At 73.0% G+C, this 20,134-nt stretch carries 19 protein-coding genes, 1 tRNA gene and 1 pseudogene; 16 read left to right on the top strand and 5 right to left on the bottom strand.

Features of this window, described 5'->3' with window-relative positions:
* Positions 1-43 precede the first annotated feature (43 nt).
* From ACFV9H_RS27510 to ACFV9H_RS27495, 4 genes are all read left to right on the top strand, one after another.
* Entirely contained in the window at positions 44-640 is a 597-nt protein-coding gene (locus ACFV9H_RS27510) for an ATP/GTP-binding protein (protein WP_385403144.1), read from the top strand.
* Positions 637-1,182, top strand: coding sequence for a GAF domain-containing protein (locus ACFV9H_RS27505; protein WP_385403142.1), 546 nt, complete (start codon positions 637-639; stop codon positions 1,180-1,182). Before ACFV9H_RS27510 ends, ACFV9H_RS27505 begins: the two co-directional genes overlap by 4 nt.
* Before the next feature lie 83 nt (positions 1,183-1,265).
* Positions 1,266-1,631 carry an MmcQ/YjbR family DNA-binding protein gene (locus ACFV9H_RS27500; protein WP_385403140.1) on the top strand — a complete coding sequence of 122 codons (366 nt, stop codon included), beginning with the start codon at positions 1,266-1,268 and terminating at the stop codon, positions 1,629-1,631.
* A 94-nt stretch (positions 1,632-1,725) separates the two neighbouring features.
* Positions 1,726-1,799: transfer RNA gene (locus ACFV9H_RS27495), tRNA-Pro, on the top strand.
* A gap of 161 nt (positions 1,800-1,960) precedes the next feature.
* Here the strand turns inward: ACFV9H_RS27495 and ACFV9H_RS27490 are convergent.
* Positions 1,961-2,140 carry a hypothetical protein gene (locus ACFV9H_RS27490; protein WP_385403137.1) on the bottom strand — a complete coding sequence of 60 codons (180 nt, stop codon included), beginning with the start codon at positions 2,138-2,140 and terminating at the stop codon, positions 1,961-1,963.
* Positions 2,141-2,156: 16 nt separating this feature from the next.
* Here ACFV9H_RS27490 and ACFV9H_RS27485 point away from each other — a divergent pair, with 16 nt between their 5' ends.
* From ACFV9H_RS27485 to ACFV9H_RS27470, 4 genes are all read left to right on the top strand, one after another.
* Positions 2,157-4,961, top strand: a complete 2,805-nt coding sequence (locus tag ACFV9H_RS27485) for an AAA family ATPase (RefSeq protein ID WP_385403134.1) — start codon at positions 2,157-2,159, stop codon at positions 4,959-4,961.
* 256 nt (positions 4,962-5,217) lie between these two features.
* Positions 5,218-6,099, top strand: coding sequence for an NAD-dependent epimerase/dehydratase family protein (locus ACFV9H_RS27480; protein ID WP_385403131.1), 882 nt, complete (start codon positions 5,218-5,220; stop codon positions 6,097-6,099).
* Complete coding sequence (locus ACFV9H_RS27475) at positions 6,083-6,991, top strand: MBL fold metallo-hydrolase (protein ID WP_385403129.1); 909 nt, start codon at positions 6,083-6,085, stop codon at positions 6,989-6,991. The genes ACFV9H_RS27480 and ACFV9H_RS27475 overlap by 17 nt, the downstream gene beginning before the upstream one ends.
* A gap of 102 nt (positions 6,992-7,093) precedes the next feature.
* Positions 7,094-8,293 carry a low temperature requirement protein A gene (locus ACFV9H_RS27470; RefSeq protein WP_385403127.1) on the top strand — a complete coding sequence of 400 codons (1,200 nt, stop codon included), beginning with the start codon at positions 7,094-7,096 and terminating at the stop codon, positions 8,291-8,293.
* On the opposite strand, the gene ACFV9H_RS27465 is transcribed toward ACFV9H_RS27470, so the two are convergent.
* Together ACFV9H_RS27465 and ACFV9H_RS27460 are read right to left on the bottom strand one after the other, a co-directional pair.
* The gene (locus ACFV9H_RS27465) at positions 8,290-9,336 is read right to left on the bottom strand and encodes an NUDIX domain-containing protein (protein ID WP_385403125.1); all 1,047 of its coding nucleotides are present in this window, start codon (positions 9,334-9,336) and stop codon (positions 8,290-8,292) included. The genes ACFV9H_RS27470 and ACFV9H_RS27465 overlap by 4 nt on opposite strands.
* 84 nt (positions 9,337-9,420) lie before the next feature.
* On the bottom strand, positions 9,421-10,047 hold the full coding sequence (locus ACFV9H_RS27460; protein WP_385403123.1) for a LysE/ArgO family amino acid transporter: 627 nt from the start codon (positions 10,045-10,047) through the stop codon (positions 9,421-9,423).
* A 69-nt stretch (positions 10,048-10,116) separates the two neighbouring features.
* Between ACFV9H_RS27460 and ACFV9H_RS27455 the strand changes: the two genes are divergently transcribed.
* The 7 genes from ACFV9H_RS27455 (at position 10,117) to ACFV9H_RS27425 (ending at position 17,193) form a co-directional block, all read left to right on the top strand.
* Positions 10,117-11,034 carry a LysR family transcriptional regulator ArgP gene (locus ACFV9H_RS27455; protein WP_385403175.1) on the top strand — a complete coding sequence of 306 codons (918 nt, stop codon included), beginning with the start codon at positions 10,117-10,119 and terminating at the stop codon, positions 11,032-11,034.
* Positions 11,035-11,044: 10 nt separating this feature from the next.
* Positions 11,045-11,437 (top strand): molybdopterin-binding protein, encoded by a 393-nt coding sequence (locus ACFV9H_RS27450; RefSeq protein WP_385403121.1) that lies wholly within the window; start codon positions 11,045-11,047, stop codon positions 11,435-11,437.
* A 99-nt stretch (positions 11,438-11,536) separates the two neighbouring features.
* Positions 11,537-12,619, top strand: coding sequence for a magnesium/cobalt transporter CorA (corA, locus tag ACFV9H_RS27445; RefSeq protein ID WP_385403119.1), 1,083 nt, complete (start codon positions 11,537-11,539; stop codon positions 12,617-12,619).
* Positions 12,620-12,708: 89 nt separating this feature from the next.
* Positions 12,709-13,329 (top strand): GNAT family N-acetyltransferase, encoded by a 621-nt coding sequence (locus ACFV9H_RS27440; protein ID WP_385403116.1) that lies wholly within the window; start codon positions 12,709-12,711, stop codon positions 13,327-13,329.
* A gap of 73 nt (positions 13,330-13,402) precedes the next feature.
* Positions 13,403-14,257 carry a chitosanase gene (locus tag ACFV9H_RS27435; RefSeq protein ID WP_385403114.1) on the top strand — a complete coding sequence of 285 codons (855 nt, stop codon included), beginning with the start codon at positions 13,403-13,405 and terminating at the stop codon, positions 14,255-14,257.
* Positions 14,258-14,310: 53 nt separating this feature from the next.
* Positions 14,311-14,724: a DUF805 domain-containing protein gene (locus tag ACFV9H_RS27430; protein ID WP_385403112.1), complete on the top strand. Its 414-nt coding sequence runs from the start codon at positions 14,311-14,313 to the stop codon at positions 14,722-14,724.
* Between the two features lie 249 nt (positions 14,725-14,973).
* Positions 14,974-17,193 (top strand): NADP-dependent isocitrate dehydrogenase, encoded by a 2,220-nt coding sequence (locus tag ACFV9H_RS27425; protein WP_385403109.1) that lies wholly within the window; start codon positions 14,974-14,976, stop codon positions 17,191-17,193.
* 161 nt (positions 17,194-17,354) lie between these two features.
* On the opposite strand, the gene ACFV9H_RS27420 is transcribed toward ACFV9H_RS27425, so the two are convergent.
* Together ACFV9H_RS27420 and ACFV9H_RS27415 are read right to left on the bottom strand one after the other, a co-directional pair.
* On the bottom strand, positions 17,355-17,771 hold the full coding sequence (locus ACFV9H_RS27420; RefSeq protein WP_385403107.1) for a hypothetical protein: 417 nt from the start codon (positions 17,769-17,771) through the stop codon (positions 17,355-17,357).
* Between the two features lie 248 nt (positions 17,772-18,019).
* A pseudogene (locus ACFV9H_RS27415) lies at positions 18,020-18,541 on the bottom strand (MFS transporter); the annotation flags it as partial.
* 762 nt (positions 18,542-19,303) lie between these two features.
* On the opposite strand from ACFV9H_RS27415, the gene ACFV9H_RS27410 reads away from it, so the two are divergent.
* Positions 19,304-20,125: a helix-turn-helix transcriptional regulator gene (locus ACFV9H_RS27410; protein WP_385403173.1), complete on the top strand. Its 822-nt coding sequence runs from the start codon at positions 19,304-19,306 to the stop codon at positions 20,123-20,125.
* Positions 20,126-20,134 lie beyond the last annotated feature (9 nt).

Genomic DNA, 20,134 nt, shown 5'->3' with positions numbered 1-20,134 from the left:
GCGTTCGCCGCCGCCGACCAGAACCTGCTCCGGGCGGTGCTCGATGGCCTACGCAAACGACTGTGATTCCCCGGCGGCCGTTCCCGCGACCCTGAAGATCCTGGTCGCGGGAGGGTTCGGCGCGGGCAAGACCACCTTCGTGAGCGCGGTGAGCGAGATCGAGCCACTGAGCACGGAGGAGCTGCTCAGCGACCTCGGCGCGGCCGACGATCCGCTGTACGGCGTCGAGGCGAAGTCCACGACCACCGTCGCGCTCGACTTCGGCCGCATCACCCTGGACGAGCGGCACGTCCTCTACCTCTTCGGCACGCCCGGCCAGCACCGCTTCTGGTTCCTGTGGGAGGAGATGTGCGCCGGCGCGCTCGGGGCGGTGGTGCTCGCCGACACCCGCCGGCTCGCCGACTGCTTCCCCGCCGTGGACTTCTTCGAGCGGCGCGGGATCGCCTTCGTCCTCGCCGTGAACGAGTTCGACGAGGGCCACCGCTACGCGCCCGACGAGGTCCGCGAGGCGGTGGGGCTCGGGCCCGACGTGCCCGTCCTGCGGTGCGACGCGCGCCTGACCAGTTCCGGGACGGGCGCGCTGGCCGCCCTCGTCCGCCATCTGCTGTGCCTGTCCAACGAGTCGGGGGAACCGCCATGACCTACTACGAATCGACCGGACACCTGCTCCTCACGCCCGTGGACCGGGAGGCGCCCGCGCGCGTCGTCCGGCTGCGCGAGCTGGGCCTGGGGGAGCGGACGGACCCGGAACTGGACGCCTTCGCGCGACGCGTGGCCGACGCCCTCGCCGCCCCGTACGCGGGGGTCAACTTCGTGGGCGAGGAACGACAGTTCTTCGCCGGCCTGCACCACGCCGCCGACGCCCCGGCGAGCGGATACCCGGCGCGGGTCCTGCCCCGCGACCACGGCTACTGCCCGCACGTGGTCGTACGCCGCCGGGCACTGGTGCTGGAGGACGTACGGGACTTCGCGCGCTTCGCGGGCAACGCGGTCGTGGACGAGAGCGGGGTGCGCTCGTATGTGGGCGCTCCGCTGACGGACCGGCGCGGGATCGTCCTCGGCACGGTCTGCGCGGTGGACGTGGTCCCGCGGCGATGGGGCACGGAGGGCCTGGCCACGGTGAAGGCCCTGGCCGCGGAGCTGGTGGGGCTGCTGCACGAGAGGGAGGACCGGGCGCGGTGAGCCCGGTCCGAGCGCGACTGTCGGTGGCGGGGTCTACGGTCGTGGGACGAGGTTGGCCGGTGGTTCGGAGAGGAGCCGTGGGGATGGCCACGACCGCACAGGACGTCCGCACGATCGCGCTGTCGCTCCCGGACAGCAGCGAAAAGCTCGCCTGGGGCATGCCGACCTTCCGGGTGAGCGGAAAGATCTTCGTCTCGCTGGCCGACGACGACACCTCGATCGGGGTGAAGTGCCCGAAGGAGGACCGGGCGGAGCTGATCGCGGCGGAGCCCGAGAAGTTCTTCGTGCGCGAGGGCCACGACGACAATTACGCCTGGCTCCGAGTCCGCCTGGCGGCGGTGCGGGACACGGACGAGCTGCGCGCCATCCTGACCGACTCCTGGCTCCAGGCCGCCCCGAAGCGCCTGGCCGCCGCCCACCCGGAACTGATCCCCGGCGACAGCGGCTGAGCGGGCGGACGGAAAGGCGCGCGCGACCACCCTCCGAAGTGCGGTATTGTTCTCCTGCGCCTGCAACCGGGGGAAACCCCAGGTCAGCGGGCATCGGGACGTGGCGCAGCTTGGTAGCGCACTTGACTGGGGGTCAAGGGGTCGCAGGTTCAAATCCTGTCGTCCCGACTGTGCGGAAACGCAGGTCGGAGGCCGTTCTCTCATCCATGAGAGGACGGCCTTTCCCGTGCCCGGACTACTGGTCGTCGCGGTGTGGTCGCACGCCGCATCGGCCGGTGGGTGGTGGTCGTCCCGCCGGCGGGCGGCCCCGCCGGTAGGTGTGCGCCCAGTCACAGCGAAGCCCCCCGACGGGCCGGCGGCGCGAATGTCTTCCGCCACGCCACCACGTCCTGGTCGATCCGGACGGCCGGCGCGTCCGGGTGCTCGTTCACCGCACCGGGCGCCGGGAGCGTGTCCGGTACGCCGTCCACCCCGGCGAACGACAGGTCCGTGACCAGCGCAGTTCGCATGGGTAGGTTGGGGCGTGTGCTGAGGGGGAGAGCGGCCGAACTGGCCGAAATGGAGAGGCTGCTGGCGGCGGCGTGGGGCGGCTGCGGCGGGGCGCTGGTGGTGCGCGGCGAGGCGGGCGCCGGCAAGACCGTGCTGCTGGAGGCGGCCGTCGCGGCGGCTGCGGCGGGCGGGGTTCGCGTACTGCGCGGTGCCGGGGTCGAGTCGGAGGCCGAACTGCCGTACGCCGGCCTACAGGTGGTGTTACGGGAGGTGCTCGACCGCGTCGGCCGGCTGCCACAGCGGCAAGCCAGGGCACTGCGCGCGGCCGCCGGCCTGGTGGGCGGCCCGGCCGACGACGACGACGGCGACGGCGACGGGCCGGGCGACCGTTTCCTGGTCGGGGTGGCCGTGCTGACGCTGCTGGGCGAACTGGCCGCGGTACGGCCCGTGGTGGTGCTGGTGGACGACGCGCACTGGCTCGACCACGAGTCGGCGGAGGCGCTGGTGTTCGCGGCGCGGAGGCTGGGCGTCGAGCGGGTGGCCGTGGTGTTCGCCGCGCGGGAGGGCGCCGGGGTGTTCGGCGGCCCCGGGCTCCCCGTGCTGCAGCTCGGCGGGCTGTCCGACGAGGCGGGGACCGCGCTGCTCGCCGACCACGCGCCCGGGCTGCACCCGTCGGTGCGGCACCGGGTGCTCGCGCAGGCCCAGGGCAACCCGCTCGCGCTGGTGGAACTGGCCGCGGCGCTCACTCCAGGCCAGTTGGCCGGCACCGAGCCGGTCAGCGACCAGGAGATCGCGGTGCTGCCGGCCTCGTGGCGGGTGCTGCGGATCTTCGACGAGCGGATCGCCGCCCTGCCCGCGGCCACCCGCACCCTGCTGACCGTGGCGGCCGCCGAACACACCGGCGAACTCGCCCTGGTCGTGAGGGCGGCCGCCCGGCTGGGCGCCACGACGGCGGACCTCGGGCCGGCGGAGGAGGCCGGGCTGATCGGGCCGGGCGCGGGACGGGTGGTGTTCCGCCATCCGCTGGTCCGGGCGGCCGTCTACCAGGGCGCGGGGCTGTCCCGGCGGATGGCGGCGCACCGGGCGCTGGCCGAGGCACTGGCGGACGACGACACCGGCCGCCGGGCCTGGCACCTGGCCGCGGCCACCGCCGGGTACGACGAGGAGGTGGCGGCCGCACTGGAGAAGAGCGCTGAGCTGTTCCGGTCGCGCGGCGGCCGGGCCGCGGTCGCGGCCGCGTACGAGCGGGCCGCGCGCCTGACGGAACATCAGGAGCCCCGCGCCCTGCGGCTGGCCGCCGCGGCCCAGGCGGCCGCCGAGGCCGGACAGTCCGAGCACGCCGCGGCCCTGGCCGACGAGGCGGCGCCGCACCTCGACCGCCCCCGCGAAGCGTCCCGGCTCGCCTCCCTGCGGGCCGGCCTCGCGCACTCCTCGGGCCGGCCGGACGCGGCCCGCCTCGTGCTGGTCGAGGCGGCGGGGGCGGTGGCGCACCGGGATCCCGCCGAGGGCGCACTGCTGGGCTTCGAGGCGATGGCGGCGGCCTGGGACACCCCCGAACCGGCCGTGGCCACCGCCGACACCATGGCGCGGCTGTCCGGACTCGACCTGGGCGGCGGCCCGCTGGTGCGCGGGGCGGCCGGCCTGCACGGCCTGACCACCGGGGACCCGGAGGGCGGCAGCGCGGCGCTGCGGGAGTTCGCCGCGTACGTGGCGGCCGCCGGCCGGGAACGCCGGTTGCCGGACCGCGCCGTGCTCCAGGGCTGGGACATGCTGCTCGGCGACTACCTCGCCGTGCACGAGCAGGCGGCCGCCCTGGACCGGGAGTGCCGGGAACAGGGTGCGGTCGGGGTGCTGCCGCGGGTCCTGCTGCGGCTGGCCCGCTGCCGGCTGTTCCTGGGGCGGCACGGGGACGCGTACGCGACCGCCGTGGAGGGGCTGGAGATCGCCCGCGACACCGGGCACGACCACTACGTCGCGCAGCTCCGCGGCGTGCTGAGCGTACTGGCGGCGCTGGACGGGGACGAGCGGGCCTGCCTCGACCCGCCGGGCGGGGAGTCCGGCCCGGGCGTCCCGCCCAACCCGCTGTGGCACGGGTACGCGCGGGGGCTGCTCGACCTGGGGCAGGGCCGGTACGAGTCGGCGCTGCACCGGTTCGCTGCGGTCACCACCGGCCCCCGGCGGCACGTGGCCATCGCCCTGCACGCCCTGGCGGACGAGGTCGAGGCCGCGGTCCGGCTGGGCAGGCCCGAGGACGCCAGGGAACCCGCCGACCGGTTCGCGCGGTGGGCGGCGGGCATCGGCATGCCGTGGACGCGGGCGGTGGACCTGCGCTGCCGTGCGCTGCTCGCGGCCGCCGGGGAGGGGGGCGGCCCGGTCGGCGCCGAGTCGCCGGCGGGCGTGCTGTACGAACGGGCCCTGGCCGAACACGCCGGTGACGGGCGTCCGTTCGAGCGCGCCCGGACCCTGCTGCTGTACGGCGAGTGGCTACGGCGCGGCCGGCGGCGGGGGGCCGCTCGGAACGTCCTCGCCGAGGCGCTGGAGTCGTTCCAGCGGATGAGCGCCACCCCTTGGGCAGACCGGACGCGGGGCGAACTGCGGGCCGCCGGGGCCGGAACGGAGAGCGCCCCGGCGCGCCCAGGCCGGGCGGGACCGGGCCTGGCGGGGCGGCTGACGGCACAGGAGCTGCAGGTGGTGCGGCTCGCGGCGACCGGCATGAGCAACCGGGACATAGGTGCCCGGCTGTTCATCAGCCCGCGCACCGTCGGCTACCACCTGTCCAACGCCTACCCCAAGCTCGGGGTGGCCTCCCGGGCCACGCTCGCGGGCCTCGATCTCGCGTAGCGGCGGGCGGTGCGGGCCTGCCCCTCCGGCCGGTCGGCCGCCCGGCAGACCGGGAGGCCCGTCCCCCGGCCCGCCCGGCCGTGACCTGGTGAGGGGTGCGGGGCCGTCCCGGTCGACATCCCGTCAGGACCCGGCAGGAACCAGGTCGTTCGACAGATCCGCTCCCCCTCCGCGGTCCGTAGCGTGGCTTCCGTTCGCAGCGCGACACTTCAGCTGCCGGAGCAACCGGGCCGGCGGTCGCGACGAGGAGGTCACCATGAGGATTCTTGTACCGGGAGCGCGCGGCTACATCGGCTCCGCCGTCGTCCGCCGGCTCAGGCAGGAGGGCCACGACGTCGTCCCGTTCCTCCGCACCGGAACGCCCGCGCCGCACGGTACCGAGATCCGGACCGGCGACCTGGCGGACCCGGACTCACTGCGGGCCGCCGTGACGGACGACATCGACGCCGTGGTCGACGTGGCGACGCCCTCGGGCGACGAGGCGGTGGACGCCGCCGCCGTGGACGCGCTGCTGGAGCGGCTGCGCGGCACCGGCCGGGCGTACGTGTACACCAGCGGCATCTGGGTGCTCGGCGCCACCGGGGACCGGGCCGCCGAGGAGGACGCGCCGACCGACGCCATCGACATCGTGGGCTACCGGCCGCGGATAGAGGAGCGGGTGCTCGCCGCGGCCGCCGACGACGTCCGCGCGGTGGTCGTCCGGCCCGGCATCGCCTACGGCGCCGGCGGCGGCATCCCGGCCCTGATGACGGCGTGGGCGCGGGAGCACGGCCACGGCCGCTACGTGGGCCACGCCACCACCCGCTGGCCCATGGTGCACGTGGACGACCTTGCCACGCTGTACGCGCTGGTGGTCGCCAAGGGCACGGCGGGCACCCTGGTCCACGGCGTCGCGCTGGAAGCGGTGCCGGCCGCCGCGCTGGCCGTGGCCGCGGACGTGGCGGCGGGCGGGACGGGCCACGCGGCGCCCTGGCCGACGGCGGAGGCCGCGGGCGTGCTGGGGCTGCCCTTCGCGCAGGCACTGGCCCTCGACCAGACCGTCTCCGGGCAGCGGGCCCGGGCGGAGCTGGGGTGGCGACCCACGGCCGCGTACCCGACCGTGGACCTCGCGGAGGGGTCGTATGTCCGGCAGGACTGAGGACGGCGGGCCGCTCGGGCCCGCGGCGGACGGCACGCCCGCGGACCTCGGCACCGACCCGTCCGCGGTGGACGGCGCGGACCTGCCGATCTGCGGGACCTGCGGCACGCAGTACGCCGCAGCGCGCACCGACTGCCCCGTGTGCCAGGACGAGCGCCAGTACGTGGACCCGGCCGGCCAGCGGTGGACCAGCCTGCGGGAGCTGCGGGCCTCCGGGATGACCGGCCGCTTCGAGGAGGAGGGCCCCGGGGTCCTGGGCGTCGGCAGCAGCCCCCGCTTCGCGATCGGGCAGCGCGCGCTGCTGGTGCGCACCGCGGCCGGCAACGTGCTGTGGGACTGCGCCCCGTACCTCGACGGGGCGATGGTGCGCGGGATCGAGGAGCTCGGTGGGATCGCCTGCATCGCCATCAGCCACCCGCACTTCTACTCGACGATGGCCGAGTGGGCCCGGGCGTTCGACGCGCCGGTGTACCTGCACGCCGCCGACCGGCAGTGGGTGGGCCGGCCGGATCCCCGGCTGCGGTTCTGGAGCGGCGAGAGCCACCGGCTGACCGATGAACTCACCCTGCTCAACCCGGGCGTCCACTTCCCCGGCAGCGCGGTGCTGCACTGGTCGGCCGGGCGCGGGGCGCTGTTCAGCGGCGACGTCCTCAACGTGGGACCGGACCACCGCTGGGTGAGTCTGATGTACAGCTACGCCCAGCACATCCCGGAGCGCCCGGACCGGGTGGAGCGGGCAGCGGCCTTCCTGGACCGGTACAGCTTCGACCGGATCTACGGGGCCTGGTGGGGCCGGGTCGTCACGGCGGACGGGAACGAGGTGCTCCGGCGGTCGGCGGCCCGGTACCTGAGCTTCGAGCGGGCCACGCAGCGACCGGCGGACGTCTCCTAGCCCGGCCGTTCCGGCTCCCGGAGGCGTGCCGTCCTCGGGCGTGGTCTGCTACGAGGGAGGCAGGCAGGCCGCCGGTGCGGCCGTACGGATGTGGGTGGACCCATGAGTACACCTCGGTCGGAGCCGGGCGCGCAGGTGCCGTCCGGGGCGGCGGCGCACCCCGGACGGCACGCCGACTGGCTCGAACTCTTCTTCGACCTCGTGTTCGTCGCCGTCGCCGCCCAGGTGGCTCACGGGCTCCACGGCGACCCCGGGCTGCGCGACTTCGCGGTGTTCCTGGCGCTGTACTTCCCGCCCTGGTGGTTGTGGGCCAACCTCACGGTGTCCTCGAACCTCTTCGCCGACAACAGCCCGCGCCGCCGGTTGCTGATGCTGTTCGCGATGCTCTGCATCGCCGTGATGGCGGCCGCCGTCCCCGAGGCCGACGCCGACCGCGGCTCCGTCTACGCCCTCGGCTATGCCGGAACCCGGCTGGTCCTCCTCGGCCTCTGGTGGCCCGCCACCCGCTTCCCCGAGCCCGATCGCATCCCGCGCTGGCGGCCCCTGAGCTACTGCCTGGCCTCCGGTCTGCTGTGGGCGGGGTCCGCCGTGGTGCCCGCGCCCTGGCAGTACGTGGTGTGGGCCGTGCTGATCGCCGGCGAGATGGCGCTGCTGCTCACCTCGAGGGGCAGGGGGGTGCCCGGCCGCCTGGACACCGGGCACATCGTCGAACGGGTCGGCCTGTTCGTCATCATCGTGCTCGGCGAATCGGTGATCGGGCTCGTGACGTCCGCGGACCACGCGTGGACGCTGCGGGCGGGACTGGTCGGCGCGATCGGCTTCGTACTCCTCGCGACGCTGTGGTGGTCGTACTTCGACTTCGCGTCCACCACCGCCGAACTGATCCTCGGCTCCGCTCAGGGCCGCGAGGCGTACCTCCTGGCCCGCGACATCGGGGGCTTCCTGCACTTCTTCGTCACCGGGGGCGTCCTGTGCATTGCCGGCGGCCTGGCCACCGCCGTCGAGGAGGCCGATCACGCCCACCTGCCGCCCGGCGCCGTCTGGGCCCTGGCCGGCGGCCTGGCCCTCTACCACGCCGCCCACGCCGCGATCGCGCTCCGCTTCCACCGCCCCCTCGCCTCCGTCGCGATCTGGGCCGCGCCGGGCATCGGCATCCCCCTCCTGGTGGCGTGGGCCGCCGGAGCGCTCGCACCCTGGCAGGTCGTCCTGCTCCTGGCCGCCGAGGCCATCGCGCACCTCTTGTACGCCCGGCGGGTACAACGCCGCCGCATCGCGAAGGCCGCGGACGGCTCCCATCGCTAGGGCATGACCGGGCGGCCCGTCTGGAGTTCCAGGGGGCCCGTGTTCGTGGTGCGGGCCGTCAGGGAGGCTTCGATCTGGCGGCGCAGGGCGGCTTTGACGAAGTCGCGGAGTTCCGTGCGGGGTACGGCGCGCCACGCGAGGAGTTCGACGGGGTCCAGGCGGATCCGGGCGAGGGTCGGGGTGTCGAGGGTGCCGCCGTCGTAGAGGAAGCGGATGCGGGCGGGGCGGCCCGGTTTGTGGGACCAGTTCACGGCGAGGAGGCGGCCCGGGGCGAGGTCGAGGCCGAGTTCCTCCCGGACCTCCCGGCGGGCGGCCGCGCGCGGGCTCTCGCCCAGGTCGCTGTCGATGCCGCCGCCGGGGAGGTGCCAGCGGCGGGTGCTGCCGTACGCGGGGCGGACCAGCAGGATCCGGCCCTCGGCGTCGGTGAAGAGGACGCTCGCCGCCGTCAGGGCCTTGGGGCGGTTGGCGCGGTGGCTGGCGGCGTCGAGGGCGCCCGCGTGGCCCAGGGCGGCCCGGCGGGCCGGGTCCAGGCCGGCCGGGGAGCCGGGCTGGGGCACGCCGTCCACGAGGTGGGCGAAGGAGCCGGCGTGCAGGGCGGCCAGGCCGGCGCGCAGCCGGGGCGCGATCCGGGCCGGGAGGGCCTCGTACGCCTCCTCGGGCGGTAGCCAGCGGGCCTCGGTGATCTCGCCGTCCGGGAAGGAGATCGCCGAGGCCTCCCGCGGTGTCAGCGGGCCGACGAGGTGGACGTGCACGATCAGTGCGCGACCGAGCGTGCCGGGCGGTCGGGAGTCCACGGCCAGCAGCCGCCCGACGGGGGTGAGGAGGTCCAGCTCCTCCTTCAACTCGCGGGCCAGGCCCTGTTCCGGGGTCTCGGTGTCCTCGACGGTGCCGCCGGGCAGTTCGAGGTCGGCCTTGTACGAGGTGGTCAGTACGAGCACCCGCCCGCGGGTGTCCAGGACGATCCCGGTGGCGGCCACGAGCGGGGCCGGCTGGGCGGCGTAGTACGCGCGCACCTCGTCGGCGGAGGGGCGGTCGTCGGGCACGGCGGGCTCCATGGGGTCGGTGATCCGCACTATGCCACGGGCCGGGCGGGGCCCCGTGTTACGGCCCGCACCGGCCCGCGGGTGTCAGGCTCGGGCCAGGAGCAGGCCGCCCATCGTCACCATCGTCGCGGCGACGAGGCCGTCCAACACCCGCCAGGCCGAAGGGCGGGAGAGCAGGCCGCTCAGCAGCCGGGCCCCGTAGCCCAGGGTGGAGAACCAGGTCAGGCTGGCCAGGCCGGCCCCGATCCCGAAGGCCCAGCGCAGGTCGCCGCGGTCGGCGGCGAGGGAGCCGAGCAGCAGGACGGTGTCCAGGTAGACGTGCGGGTTGAGCCAGGTCATGGCCAGGCAGGTCAGTACGGCGGCCCGGCGGCCGGATGCGGGGGAGGCGCCGTCCGCGGTGAGCGCGGCGCCCGGCGTGGGTCGCAGGACACGGCGGGCCGCGAGGACTCCGTAGCAGATCAGGAACCCGCCGCCCGCGATGCCGACGGCCGTGAGGGCGGCCGGCCAGGCGGTCACGAAGGCGCCGACTCCCGCGACGCCGAGGGCGATGAGGAGCGCGTCGGAGACGGCGCAGATGGCGACCACGGCGAGGACCGCGTGCCGGCGCGCGCCCTGGCGGAGGACGAAGGCGTTCTGCGCGCCGATGGCGACGATGAGCGAAAGACCGGTGCCGAAACCGGCGAGGGCCGCCGTGATGATGCCGTGTGTCATGCATCCGACCGTAGGCAGCCGAATCTGTTCAGTACAGCTAAAGATTTTTACGTACCATTAGCGCTCGTGATGGAAGAACTTCCCCTGGACCAGGTGCGTACCCTCCTCGCCGTGGTGGACGAGGGCACCTTCGACGCCGCGGCGGCGGCCCTGCACGTGACGCCGTCGGCGGTCAGCCAGCGGGTCAAGGCCCTGGAGCAGCGGACCGGGCGGGTCCTGCTGATGCGTACGAAGCCGGTGCGGGCCACCGCGTCCGGGGAGGTGGTGATCCGCTTCGCCCGCCAGCTGGCCCGCCTGGAGCGTGACGCGCGGGCCGAGCTGGGGATGGCCGACGGGACGGGCCCGGTGCGGCTGCCGATCGCGGTGAACGCGGACTCGTTGGCCACCTGGTTCCTGCCGGCGCTGGCGCGGGTGCCGCAGGACCCGCCGGTCTGCGTCGAGCTGCACCGCGAGGACGAGGCGCACACGACGGAGCTGCTGCGCGAGGGGCAGGTGATGGCGGCGGTGACCTCCTCGCCCGACCCGGTGGCGGGATGCGCCTCCCGGCTGCTGGGGCTGGCGCGGTACCTGCCGGTGGCGAGCCCCGCCTTCGCGGACCGACACCTGACGGGGGCCCCGGAGCGGGACCTGTGCGTGGCGCCGACCATCGTGTTCGACCGGAAGGACGACCTCCAGGACGCGTTCGTGCGCGCGTTGACGGGGGACCCGGCGGCCGGCGCCGGGGCGGTGCGGCACTACATCCCGACCTCGGAGGGGTTCCGCGACGCGGTGGTCGCCGGCCTGGGCTGGGGACTGGTGCCGGAGCAGCAGTCGGGGCCGCTGGTGCGGGAGGGGAAGCTGGTGCTGCTGGCGCCGGGCCGGCCGATGGACGTACCGCTGTACTGGCAGCAGTGGAAGCTGGACTCCCCGGCGCTGTCGACGGTGGCCGAGGTGATCGGGGCGGCGGCCCGCGAGGCCCTGCGTCGTCCCCCTGGGAACGGGTCGTAGGCTGCGGGGCATGGAGTCCTACACGATCGGTCAGGCGGCACGGCTGCTCGGCGTCAGCGTCGACACGGCGCGGCGCTGGGCGGATGCCGAACGGTTCCCCACCCGCAGGGAGGGCACGCGACGCATGGTGGACGGGCCGGACCTGGCCGCCTTCTGCGTCGAGGCCGCGCAGGAGGGCGCCGATGGCGAGGAGGCCCCGTACACCTCGGCGCGCAACGCCTTCCCCGGGATCGTCACGGGGGTGAAGCTGGGGACGGTCACCGCGCAGGTGGAGATCCAGGCCGGCCCGCACCGCATCGTGTCACTGCTGACCCGGGAAGCGGTGGAGGAGCTCGGGCTGGAAGTCGGCGCGCGGGCCACGGCGCGGGTGAAATCGACGAGCGTGTTCGTCGACCGCGTCTGAGGTGACCCGAGCCGACCCGGCCCGACCTCGTTGCGAGGGGGTCCGGACGGCGGTGGCAGACTGGCCGCTGATCCGCCGAAGGGGAGTACGTCGTTGTCCATGTTCAGCAACCTGCGCCGGGCCGTCCGCCGTGGCTACCGGCGGGCGGTCGACCTCAGCCACCCCGCCCGCTCCCCGCTCGGCAGCGCGGTGGTCAACTGCGTGGTCTACCAGGACGGCGTACGGCAGGACGGCTGCGCGGAGGCGGAGGAGGCGCTGCGCCGGGTCCGCAAGACGGGCGAGGGCTTCGTCTGGATCGGCCTGCACGAGCCCTCGCAGGAGGAACTCGCCGGGCTCGCGCGGCTGTTCGGCCTGCACCCGCTCGCCGTCGACGACGCGGTCAACGCGCACCAGCGCCCCAAGGTGGAGCGCTACGACGACACGCTGTTCGCCGTCTTCAAGACCGTGCGGTACGTCGAGCACGAGGAGCTCACCGCGAACAGCGAGGTCGTGGAGACCGGCGAGCTGATGGCCTTCACCGGCGAGGACTTCGTCATCACCATCCGGCACGGCGGCCGCGGCACCCTCGGCCCGGTCCGCGAGGCCCTGGAGGCCGCTCCGGAGCAGCTGGCCAAGGGTCCGGCGGCGGTACTGCACGCCATGGCCGACCACGTGGTCGACGACTACGTGGCCGTCACGGACGCCGTGCAGAGCGACATCGACGCCGTGGAGACCGCGGTGTTCAGCGAGCACGGGGGCCGCGGCGACGCCGGTCGGATCTACCAGCTCAAGCGTGAACTCCTGGAGCTGCGGCGGGCGGTGGCGCCGCTGAGCCGACCGCTCCAGCAGCTGGCCACGCAGCCGATACCGGTCATCCCGCCGGAGGTCCGCGCCTACTTCCGGGACGTCGCCGACCACCTCGCCCGGGCCACCGAGCAGATCGGCGCCTACGACAACCTCCTCGACTCCATCCTCCAGGCGCACCTCGCGCAGGTGACCGTCGCCCAGAACGAGGACATGCGCAAGATCACGGCATGGGCGGCGATCGTCGCCGTCCCGACCATGGTCTGCGGGGTCTACGGCATGAACTTCGACCACATGCCCGAACTGCACTGGACCTACGGATACCCGCTCGTCCTGGGTGTCATGGTGATCGCCTGCTTCGTCATCCACCGAGGCTTCCGGCGCAACGGCTGGCTCTGAGCAGCTGCCGAAAAGCCGGTGAGCGCGGACGGGGGCCGTCTATAGGGTCCGCCTGTATCTGACGATCACTCGGGACGGGCGGTTCGAACATGGAGCGGATACCGGAGGAGCCGGACGGCGGCGCACTGGTCGGCGAGCGGGTACGGCTGGAGCCGCTCGCGCACCGGCACCACGACGGGCTGTGCGAAGCGATCCGGGACGGGAAGCTGTGGGAACTCCCGGTGACCATCGTGCCGCACCCCGAGGACGTGCCCGCCTTCATCGACGAGGCGCTGGCGGCACGTGAGGCCGGTACGCAGATCGCCTACGCGACGGTGGACCTCGCGAGCGGCCGGATCGCCGGCTCCACCCGGCTGATGGTGATCAACCGGACGTACCGGCGGCTGGAGATCGGCTTCACCTTCCTCGGCGCGTCCTGGCAGGGCACCGGTCTGAACACCGAGGCCAAACTGCTCATGCTCACGCACGCCTTCGAGGCGATGGGCATGAACCGGGTCGAGCTCCTCACCGACGTGCGCAACGGCAGGTCGCGGGCCGCGATCGAGCGGCTCGGCGCGACGCACGAGGGGGTGCTGCGCCACCACATGGTCATGCCGGACGGCTGGATCCGTGACACCGCCGTCTACAGCATCACGCGCCCCGAATGGCCGGACGCCAAGCGGGGGCTGACGGACCGTCTGCTCGGAACCCGGCGGCCGCAGGGGTCTTGAGGAAAGGCCGCACGGGCTGGTAGTAAAGTTTCCTAACGAAACAGGGAAGCCTCAACCACCCCACGGAGGCCTTGTGTTCACCCCCCACCGCAAGACGCCGGCCATCGCGGTCGTACTCGGCTGCGCACTCCTCGCCGCACCGGTCACCGCCCACGCCACCGCCCCCACCGCGCATGCCGCCGAGAGCCCCACCGCGGCCTCCGCGGTGGTGGCGGCGGCCGTGGGGCTCGACGATCCGGCGAAGAAGGAGCTCGCCATGAAGATCGTCTCCAGCGCGGAGAACTCCTCGCTGGACTGGAAGGCGCAGTACAAGTACATCGAGGACATAGACGACGGCCGCGGCTACACGGCCGGGATCATCGGGTTCTGCTCCGGCACCGGCGACATGCTCGACCTCGTCGACTACTACACCGAGATCAAGCCGGGCAACGTCCTCGCCAAGTACCTGCCGGCGCTGCGCGAGGTCGACGGCACCGACTCGCACCAGGGCCTCGACCCGAACTTCACGAAGGACTGGGCGAAGGCGGCCCAGGACAGCGCCTTCAGGAAGGCCCAGGACCACGAGCGCGACCGGGTCTACTTCAACCCGGCCGTGAAGCAGGGCAAGGCCGACGGGCTGGACGTACTCGGCCAGTTCATCTACTACGACGCCATCGTCATGCACGGCGACGGCACGGATTCCACGAGCTTCCGCAACACTCGCAAGCGCGCCCTGTCCAAGGCCAAGCCCCCGTCGCAGGGCGGCGATCAGACCGCGTACCTGAACGCCTTCCTCGACGCCCGGGTCTGGGCGATGAAGCAGGAGGAGGCCCACAGCGACACCAGCCGCGTCGACACGGCCCAGCGGGTCTTCCTCAGGAAGGGCAATCTGAACCTCGACACCCCCCTCGACTGGAAGGTCTACGGAGACTCCTTCCACATCGGCTGACGAGGCAAAGGACCTTGACCGGGCAGTAACATCCGCATAAATTCTGCCCCGGCTTGCTCCAGAAGGACTGGCCCACCACCCGTCCTCTGGGGGGACTCGTGCACTACTACACCGACGTCCTGAAGAAGTACGTCGTCTTCGCCGGCCGTGCGCGACGCCAGGAAGTCTGGATGTTCGTCCTGTGCAACATGGTCGTCGAGGCGGTCGTCCTGACGCTCGACATCGTGCTCGGCGCCAAGTTCATCCTGTACGCGGTCTACACCCTGGCGATCCTGCTGCCGGCCATCGCCCTCACCGTGCGCCGGCTGCACGACCTCGGCAAGGCCGGCTGGTGGTACTTCATCAACTGCATCCCGATCATCGGCTGGATCTGGATGCTGGTCCTGATGGCCACCGAGGGGCAGCCGCACGAGAACAAGTACGGTCCCAGCCCCAAGTCGATCCACCGGGTGCCGAGCCTCGTCTGACGAACCTCGTTCGGCGAACCACGTCTGACGAGCCACCTCTGACGGGCCACGTCAGACGAGTCGCGCCCGCGCGCGTCCCCGAGCGCCGCCCCGACGGAACACGTCGGCGGCGGCGCTCTCGCGTGACGTGTGCGATACGCCTCACCCCGACCTTCGGGCAGGGGCTGTCCAGACCGGCCCGATCACGAGATATCTTGATGTCGAGCAATGTTGCAGACGAGAGACGCAGACTGTGGAGCGGAGCATCCGGTGACTGACTCGACCATCATCTACACGCACACTGACGAGGCCCCGGCCCTCGCGACGTATTCGTTCCTGCCTGTGATCCAGGCCTACGCGTCGACGGCCGGTGTGAATGTCGAGACCCGTGACATCTCCCTGGCCGGTCGGATCATCGCCAGCTTCCCGGAGTACCTCCAGGAGAGCCAGCGGATCGCCGACGCCCTCGCCGAGCTCGGCGAGCTGGCGAAGACGCCGGAAGCGAACATCATCAAGCTGCCCAACGTCTCGGCCTCGATCCCGCAGCTGAAGGCCGCGGTCGCCGAGCTCCAGGGCCAGGGCTACGCCCTCCCGGACTACCCGGACGACCCGAAGACCGACGAGGAGCGCGAGATCCGCGCCCGCTACGACAAGGTCAAGGGCAGCGCCGTCAACCCGGTCCTGCGCGAGGGCAACTCCGACCGCCGCGCCCCCGCCTCGGTGAAGAACTACGCGAAGACGCACCCGCACCGCATGGGCGCCTGGACCCCCGAGTCGAAGACGAACGTCGCCACCATGGGCGAGAACGACTTCCGCTCCACCGAGAAGTCCACCGTGATCGCCGAGGCCGGCACCCTGCGCATCGAGCACGTGGCCGCCGACGGCGCCACCACCGTGCTGCGCGAGTCCGTACCGGTGCTCGCCGGTGAGGTCGTGGACGCGTCCGTCCTGCACGTCGACGCGCTGCGCACCTTCCTGAACGACCAGATCGAGCGGGCCAAGGCCGAGGGCGTCCTGTTCTCCGTGCACCTCAAGGCCACGATGATGAAGGTCTCCGACCCGATCGTCTTCGGCCACGTGGTCCGCGCCTTCCTCCCGAAGACCTTCGCCCGCTACGGCGAGACCCTCGCCGCCGCCGGCCTGTCGCCCAACGACGGCCTCGGCGCCATCCTGAACGGCCTGGGCGCCCTGCCCGACGGCGACGCGATCAAGGCCTCCATCGACGCCGAGATCGCCGAGGGCCCGGCCCTCGCCATGGTCGACTCCGACAAGGGCATCACCAACCTGCACGTGCCGTCCGACGTCATCGTCGACGCCTCCATGCCGGCCATGATCCGCACCTCCGGCCACATGTGGGGCCCGGACGGCGCCGAGGCCGACACCCTCGCCGTCCTCCCGGACAGCAGCTACGCGGGCGTCTACCAGGCCGTCATCGACGACTGCCGCGCGCACGGCGCGTTCGACCCGTCCACCATGGGCTCGGTGCCGAACGTCGGCCTGATGGCCCAGAAGGCCGAGGAGTACGGCAGCCACGACAAGACCTTCGAGATCGCCGCCGCGGGCACCGTCCGCGTCGTCGACGCCGCGGGCAACGTGGTCCTGGAGCAGGAGGTCGCCGCCGGTGACATCTTCCGCGCCTGCCAGACCAAGGACCTGCCGATCCAGGACTGGGTCAAGCTCGCCGTCACCCGCGCCCGCGCCACCGGCAACCCGGCCGTCTTCTGGCTGGACGAGGGCCGCGCGCACGACGCGCAGCTGATCGCCAAGGTCAAGACGTACCTGGCCGACCACGACACCGAGGGCCTGGACATCAAGATCCTGTCCCCGGTCGAGGCCACCGCCTTCTCCCTGGAGCGCATCCGCCGCGGCGAGGACACCATCTCGGTGACCGGCAACGTGCTGCGCGACTACCTGACCGACCTCTTCCCGATCCTGGAGCTGGGCACCAGCGCCAAGATGCTGTCGGTCGTCCCGCTGATGAACGGCGGCGGCCTCTTCGAGACGGGCGCCGGCGGCTCCGCCCCGAAGCACGTCCAGCAGCTGGTCAAGGAGAACTACCTGCGCTGGGACTCGCTCGGCGAGTTCTTCGCGCTCGCGGCCAGCTTCGAGCACCTCGCCACCACCACCGGCAACGCCCGCGCCCAGGTGCTGGCCGACACCCTGGACCGCGCGACCGGCACCTTCCTCAACGAGGACAAGTCGCCGAGCCGCAAGCTGGGCGGCATCGACAACCGCGGCAGCCACTTCTACCTCGCCCTGTACTGGGCGCAGGAGCTGGCCAAGCAGACCGACGACGCCGAGCTGGCGACGGCCTTCGAGCCGCTCGCCAAGACCCTGGCCGAGCAGGAGCAGACCATCGTCTCCGAGCTCATCGCGGTGCAGGGCTCCCCGGCGGAGATCGGCGGCTACTACCAGCCCGACGCCGTCAAGGCGGCTGCGATCATGCGCCCGTCCGCGACCCTCAACAGCGCGCTGGCCCTCCTCGGCTGAGGCGGCTGACGCTCGCGTGATCCGCCCCGGTCGGCCTCGTGCCGGCCGGGGCGGACCCGTTCCCCGGACCCGTTCCCCGGACCCGTTCCCCGGACCCGTTCCCCGGACCCGTTCCCCGGACCCGTTCCCCGGACCCGTGTTCCCCCGGCCGGGGGAGACCGTCAGAGCCGGTGGACCCGTTCCGCGTCCAAGCCCAGCGGCGACCGCCCGGCGGCGAGGATCCGCAGGCCCGGGGCGGCGGCGAGCAGGTCCCGCAGCCAGGCCAGGGCGTCCGTGCCGAGCTGATCCGCGCCGTCGAGGACGAGCAGCATGTCCCGCTCCGCCAGCCAGGAGCCGACGTTCGCCGTCCGCCCGCAGGGCTGGAACGGCATCCCGGGTACGCAGCCCAGCTCGGCCGTCAACTCGCGCACTCCGAGCCGGCCGCGGGCGGGCTCCATGGCGACGACGGCGACCCCGTCGTAGAAGTTCGACACGAGCCGCCGCGCGATCTCCCGCACCAGCAGGCTCCGCGGTTCGCGGAACCCGCCGGCCACGGTCAGCACCCGCCCGCGTCGGACGGCGGTCAGCAGGCGGGACATCTCGACGGATGTCGCGGGCAGTGTTCCGGACGACGACCCTGAATCCCTCATCGGCACGATGCCCCCCATTGCATGCGTGACCAAGCGCGGCAACGGGGTTCAATCAGGCCGCGTGACGACGATTATGCGCCACCAGCGTCGGAAGACCAGCGGAATGTCGTATTCCTGCGCGAGTTACCGACGCCGGTGGCGACGGGCCTGGTCACGACCACCCAGCAGGTCGGCCTCACCATCGGCATCCCCCTGCTGATCGCGCCCAGGTGGCACATGCTGGCCAGCGACACCGTCACGGTCGCCAACAGCGCGCCCGACTCCGCTCCCATGGCGAGCAGCCCGGCGGTGAACGCGCCCTGGCCGACCAGGGAGCCGGCCAGGGTGCGGCGGGCGCCGAAGCGGCCGATGACCCTCGGCGCGTACGAACCGGCGAGGACGGAGGCGATGCCCTGGACGCCGAAGACCAGACCCGTACGGAACGCCGACAGCCCCAGCGTCTCCTGGAGGTAGAGGGTCAGCACGAAGACGACCGTCGACATCATCGAGAACGTGACCAGACCGCCGAGATTGCCCCAGGCGACCGTGCGCCGCTTCAGCATCGCCGGTGAGACCAGCGGGGCCGAGGACCGCGACTCCGCCACGACGAACGCGACCAGCAGGGCCGGCCCGACGACCAGCGTGCCCCAGACGTCCACGCCGCCGAAGCCGCGCTGGGCCGCCGTCGTCAGGGCATAGATCAGCGCCAACAGAGCGCCGGTAACCGTGACGGCCCCCGCCCGCGCGGGGCCGCTCGGTCGTGCGAGCGCCACCATGAACTGAGGGCGCAGAGGACGAAGAGGACCAGCGTCGCAGATGAGCCGAGGTTTCCTGGGCGATCCTGGGTTTCCCTGGATCGTCGGAAGGCGGACCCGTGGTATCGGGCGAGGTGTGGACCCTCACCGGTGGGTCGCGGTCCGTGCCGCTGGCCGCTGCGCGGTGCTCATCGTGTGCGGTACCTGCCGCCTGTGGCGCCGCTGGCCGCGGCGATTCGGAAGCTGGGGCAGCCGCCCCGCCGGACGCTTTCCACCCGGTTTGGGCCCGGGTGGGGCGGGGACCCCGCGTCGCTTTCCTGGGCGCGGGGCGGATTCTCATCAAGACCGGACTCACTCCGGCCTCGCCAACACCGCCACGCTACGGGCACGACGGAAGCGACCACACCCCACCACCGCAACTCTCACCCGAAAGTGTCACGGAACGACAAACGCCACCCACTCATCGCGCAGCTGTGCAACCCAGCGATGCCCAGGATTCTCAGCCCAATCGAGGTGTCGCACACGACCCTGGCCCGGCCGGAGAGCCGGCTGCTCTCGGGAGCCGCCGCGCGGGTCGGGTTGGTTGTCGCGTGTGTCGATCGCCATGTCCACCACCTTCGTGGCACGGGAATGCCCGTGGAGAGTGGGAACTTATCCTGTTGGCGGCACCACCAGGCAGCCGGACAGGGGGACTCCGTGGCCACACCGATCGACGAGCACCGACGCACCGAGCTGCGCGGTTTCCTGATGAGCAGACGGGCCCGGATCACCCCGACCGAGGCCGGTCTGCCGGACGGCGGGGCCCGCCGTCGTACGCCGGGCCTACGCCGGGAGGAGGTCGCCGTGCTCGCCGGCGTCGGGGTCTCCTGGTACCAGTGGCTCGAACAGGGCCGTGACATCACGGTGTCCGCGCAGGTCCTGGACTCGGTGGGGCGGGTGCTGAAGCTGACCAGCGCCGAACGCCGGCACCTGTACGTACTGGCCGGGCTCAACCCGCCCGCCCTGGAGGTCGCCCCGGCGGACCGGGACATGTGCGAGGGCCTGAAGCGGCTGATCGACGCGTGGATGCCGTTCCCCGCGCACATCATGGACGCGTACTGGAACACGGTGATGTACAACGACGCGGCCGCGCTGGTGCTCGGGATGCGCCCGGAGATCGTGCAGAACTGCCTGATCGCCTTCTTCACCGACCCCCTCTACCGGTCGCGCTCCGCGCACTGGGAGGAGAACGCCGGCAACGTGGTGGCCCAGTTCCGGGCCGCCTGCTCGGAGCACCCGCACGACGAGGGGTTCCGGGCCGTGGTCGAGGAGGCCCGGGAACTCAGCCCGGAGTTCGCCGAGTTGTGGGACCGGCAGGACGTGCGCCCCAGCGGCCAGACCAAGAAGCAGATGGAGCATCCGGTCGTCGGCGCGCTCCACGTGGAGTCGACCCAACTGCGCGTGCCGGCCCGCCCCGACCTGTCGATCGTGCTGCACACCCCGCTGCCGGGCACCGACACCGCCGAGAAGCTGGAATGGCTGACCTCGCCGGAGGGCCGGCGGGGCTCGATGTACCCCATAGCGGGCTGAGCCGGCGCG

Origin of the sequence: Streptomyces sp. NPDC059874 (genome assembly GCF_042731135.1) — a bacterium.
In the GTDB taxonomy this organism is placed as follows: Bacteria; Actinomycetota; Actinomycetes; order Streptomycetales; family Streptomycetaceae; genus Streptomyces.
Note: the sequence above shows the minus strand (reverse complement) of the source record. Positions and strands in the feature narration are given on the sequence as shown.

Bases quoted from the DNA above. Each gene is read 5' to 3' on its own strand.
- ACFV9H_RS27510 (WP_385403144.1), top strand. From the start codon at position 44: ATGGCCTACGCAAACGACTGTGATTCCCCGGCGGCCGTTCCCGCGACC.
- ACFV9H_RS27505 (WP_385403142.1), top strand. From the start codon at position 637: ATGACCTACTACGAATCGACCGGACACCTGCTCCTCACGCCCGTGGAC.
- ACFV9H_RS27500 (WP_385403140.1), top strand. From the start codon at position 1,266: ATGGCCACGACCGCACAGGACGTCCGCACGATCGCGCTGTCGCTCCCG.
- ACFV9H_RS27490 (WP_385403137.1), bottom strand. From the start codon at position 2,140: ATGCGAACTGCGCTGGTCACGGACCTGTCGTTCGCCGGGGTGGACGGC.
- ACFV9H_RS27480 (WP_385403131.1), top strand. From the start codon at position 5,218: ATGAGGATTCTTGTACCGGGAGCGCGCGGCTACATCGGCTCCGCCGTC.
- ACFV9H_RS27475 (WP_385403129.1), top strand. From the start codon at position 6,083: ATGTCCGGCAGGACTGAGGACGGCGGGCCGCTCGGGCCCGCGGCGGAC.
- ACFV9H_RS27470 (WP_385403127.1), top strand. From the start codon at position 7,094: ATGAGTACACCTCGGTCGGAGCCGGGCGCGCAGGTGCCGTCCGGGGCG.
- ACFV9H_RS27460 (WP_385403123.1), bottom strand. From the start codon at position 10,047: ATGACACACGGCATCATCACGGCGGCCCTCGCCGGTTTCGGCACCGGT.
- ACFV9H_RS27455 (WP_385403175.1), top strand. From the start codon at position 10,117: ATGGAAGAACTTCCCCTGGACCAGGTGCGTACCCTCCTCGCCGTGGTG.
- ACFV9H_RS27450 (WP_385403121.1), top strand. From the start codon at position 11,045: ATGGAGTCCTACACGATCGGTCAGGCGGCACGGCTGCTCGGCGTCAGC.
- corA (WP_385403119.1), top strand. From the start codon at position 11,537: ATGTTCAGCAACCTGCGCCGGGCCGTCCGCCGTGGCTACCGGCGGGCG.
- ACFV9H_RS27440 (WP_385403116.1), top strand. From the start codon at position 12,709: ATGGAGCGGATACCGGAGGAGCCGGACGGCGGCGCACTGGTCGGCGAG.
- ACFV9H_RS27420 (WP_385403107.1), bottom strand. From the start codon at position 17,771: ATGTCCCGCCTGCTGACCGCCGTCCGACGCGGGCGGGTGCTGACCGTG.
- ACFV9H_RS27410 (WP_385403173.1), top strand. From the start codon at position 19,304: ATGAGCAGACGGGCCCGGATCACCCCGACCGAGGCCGGTCTGCCGGAC.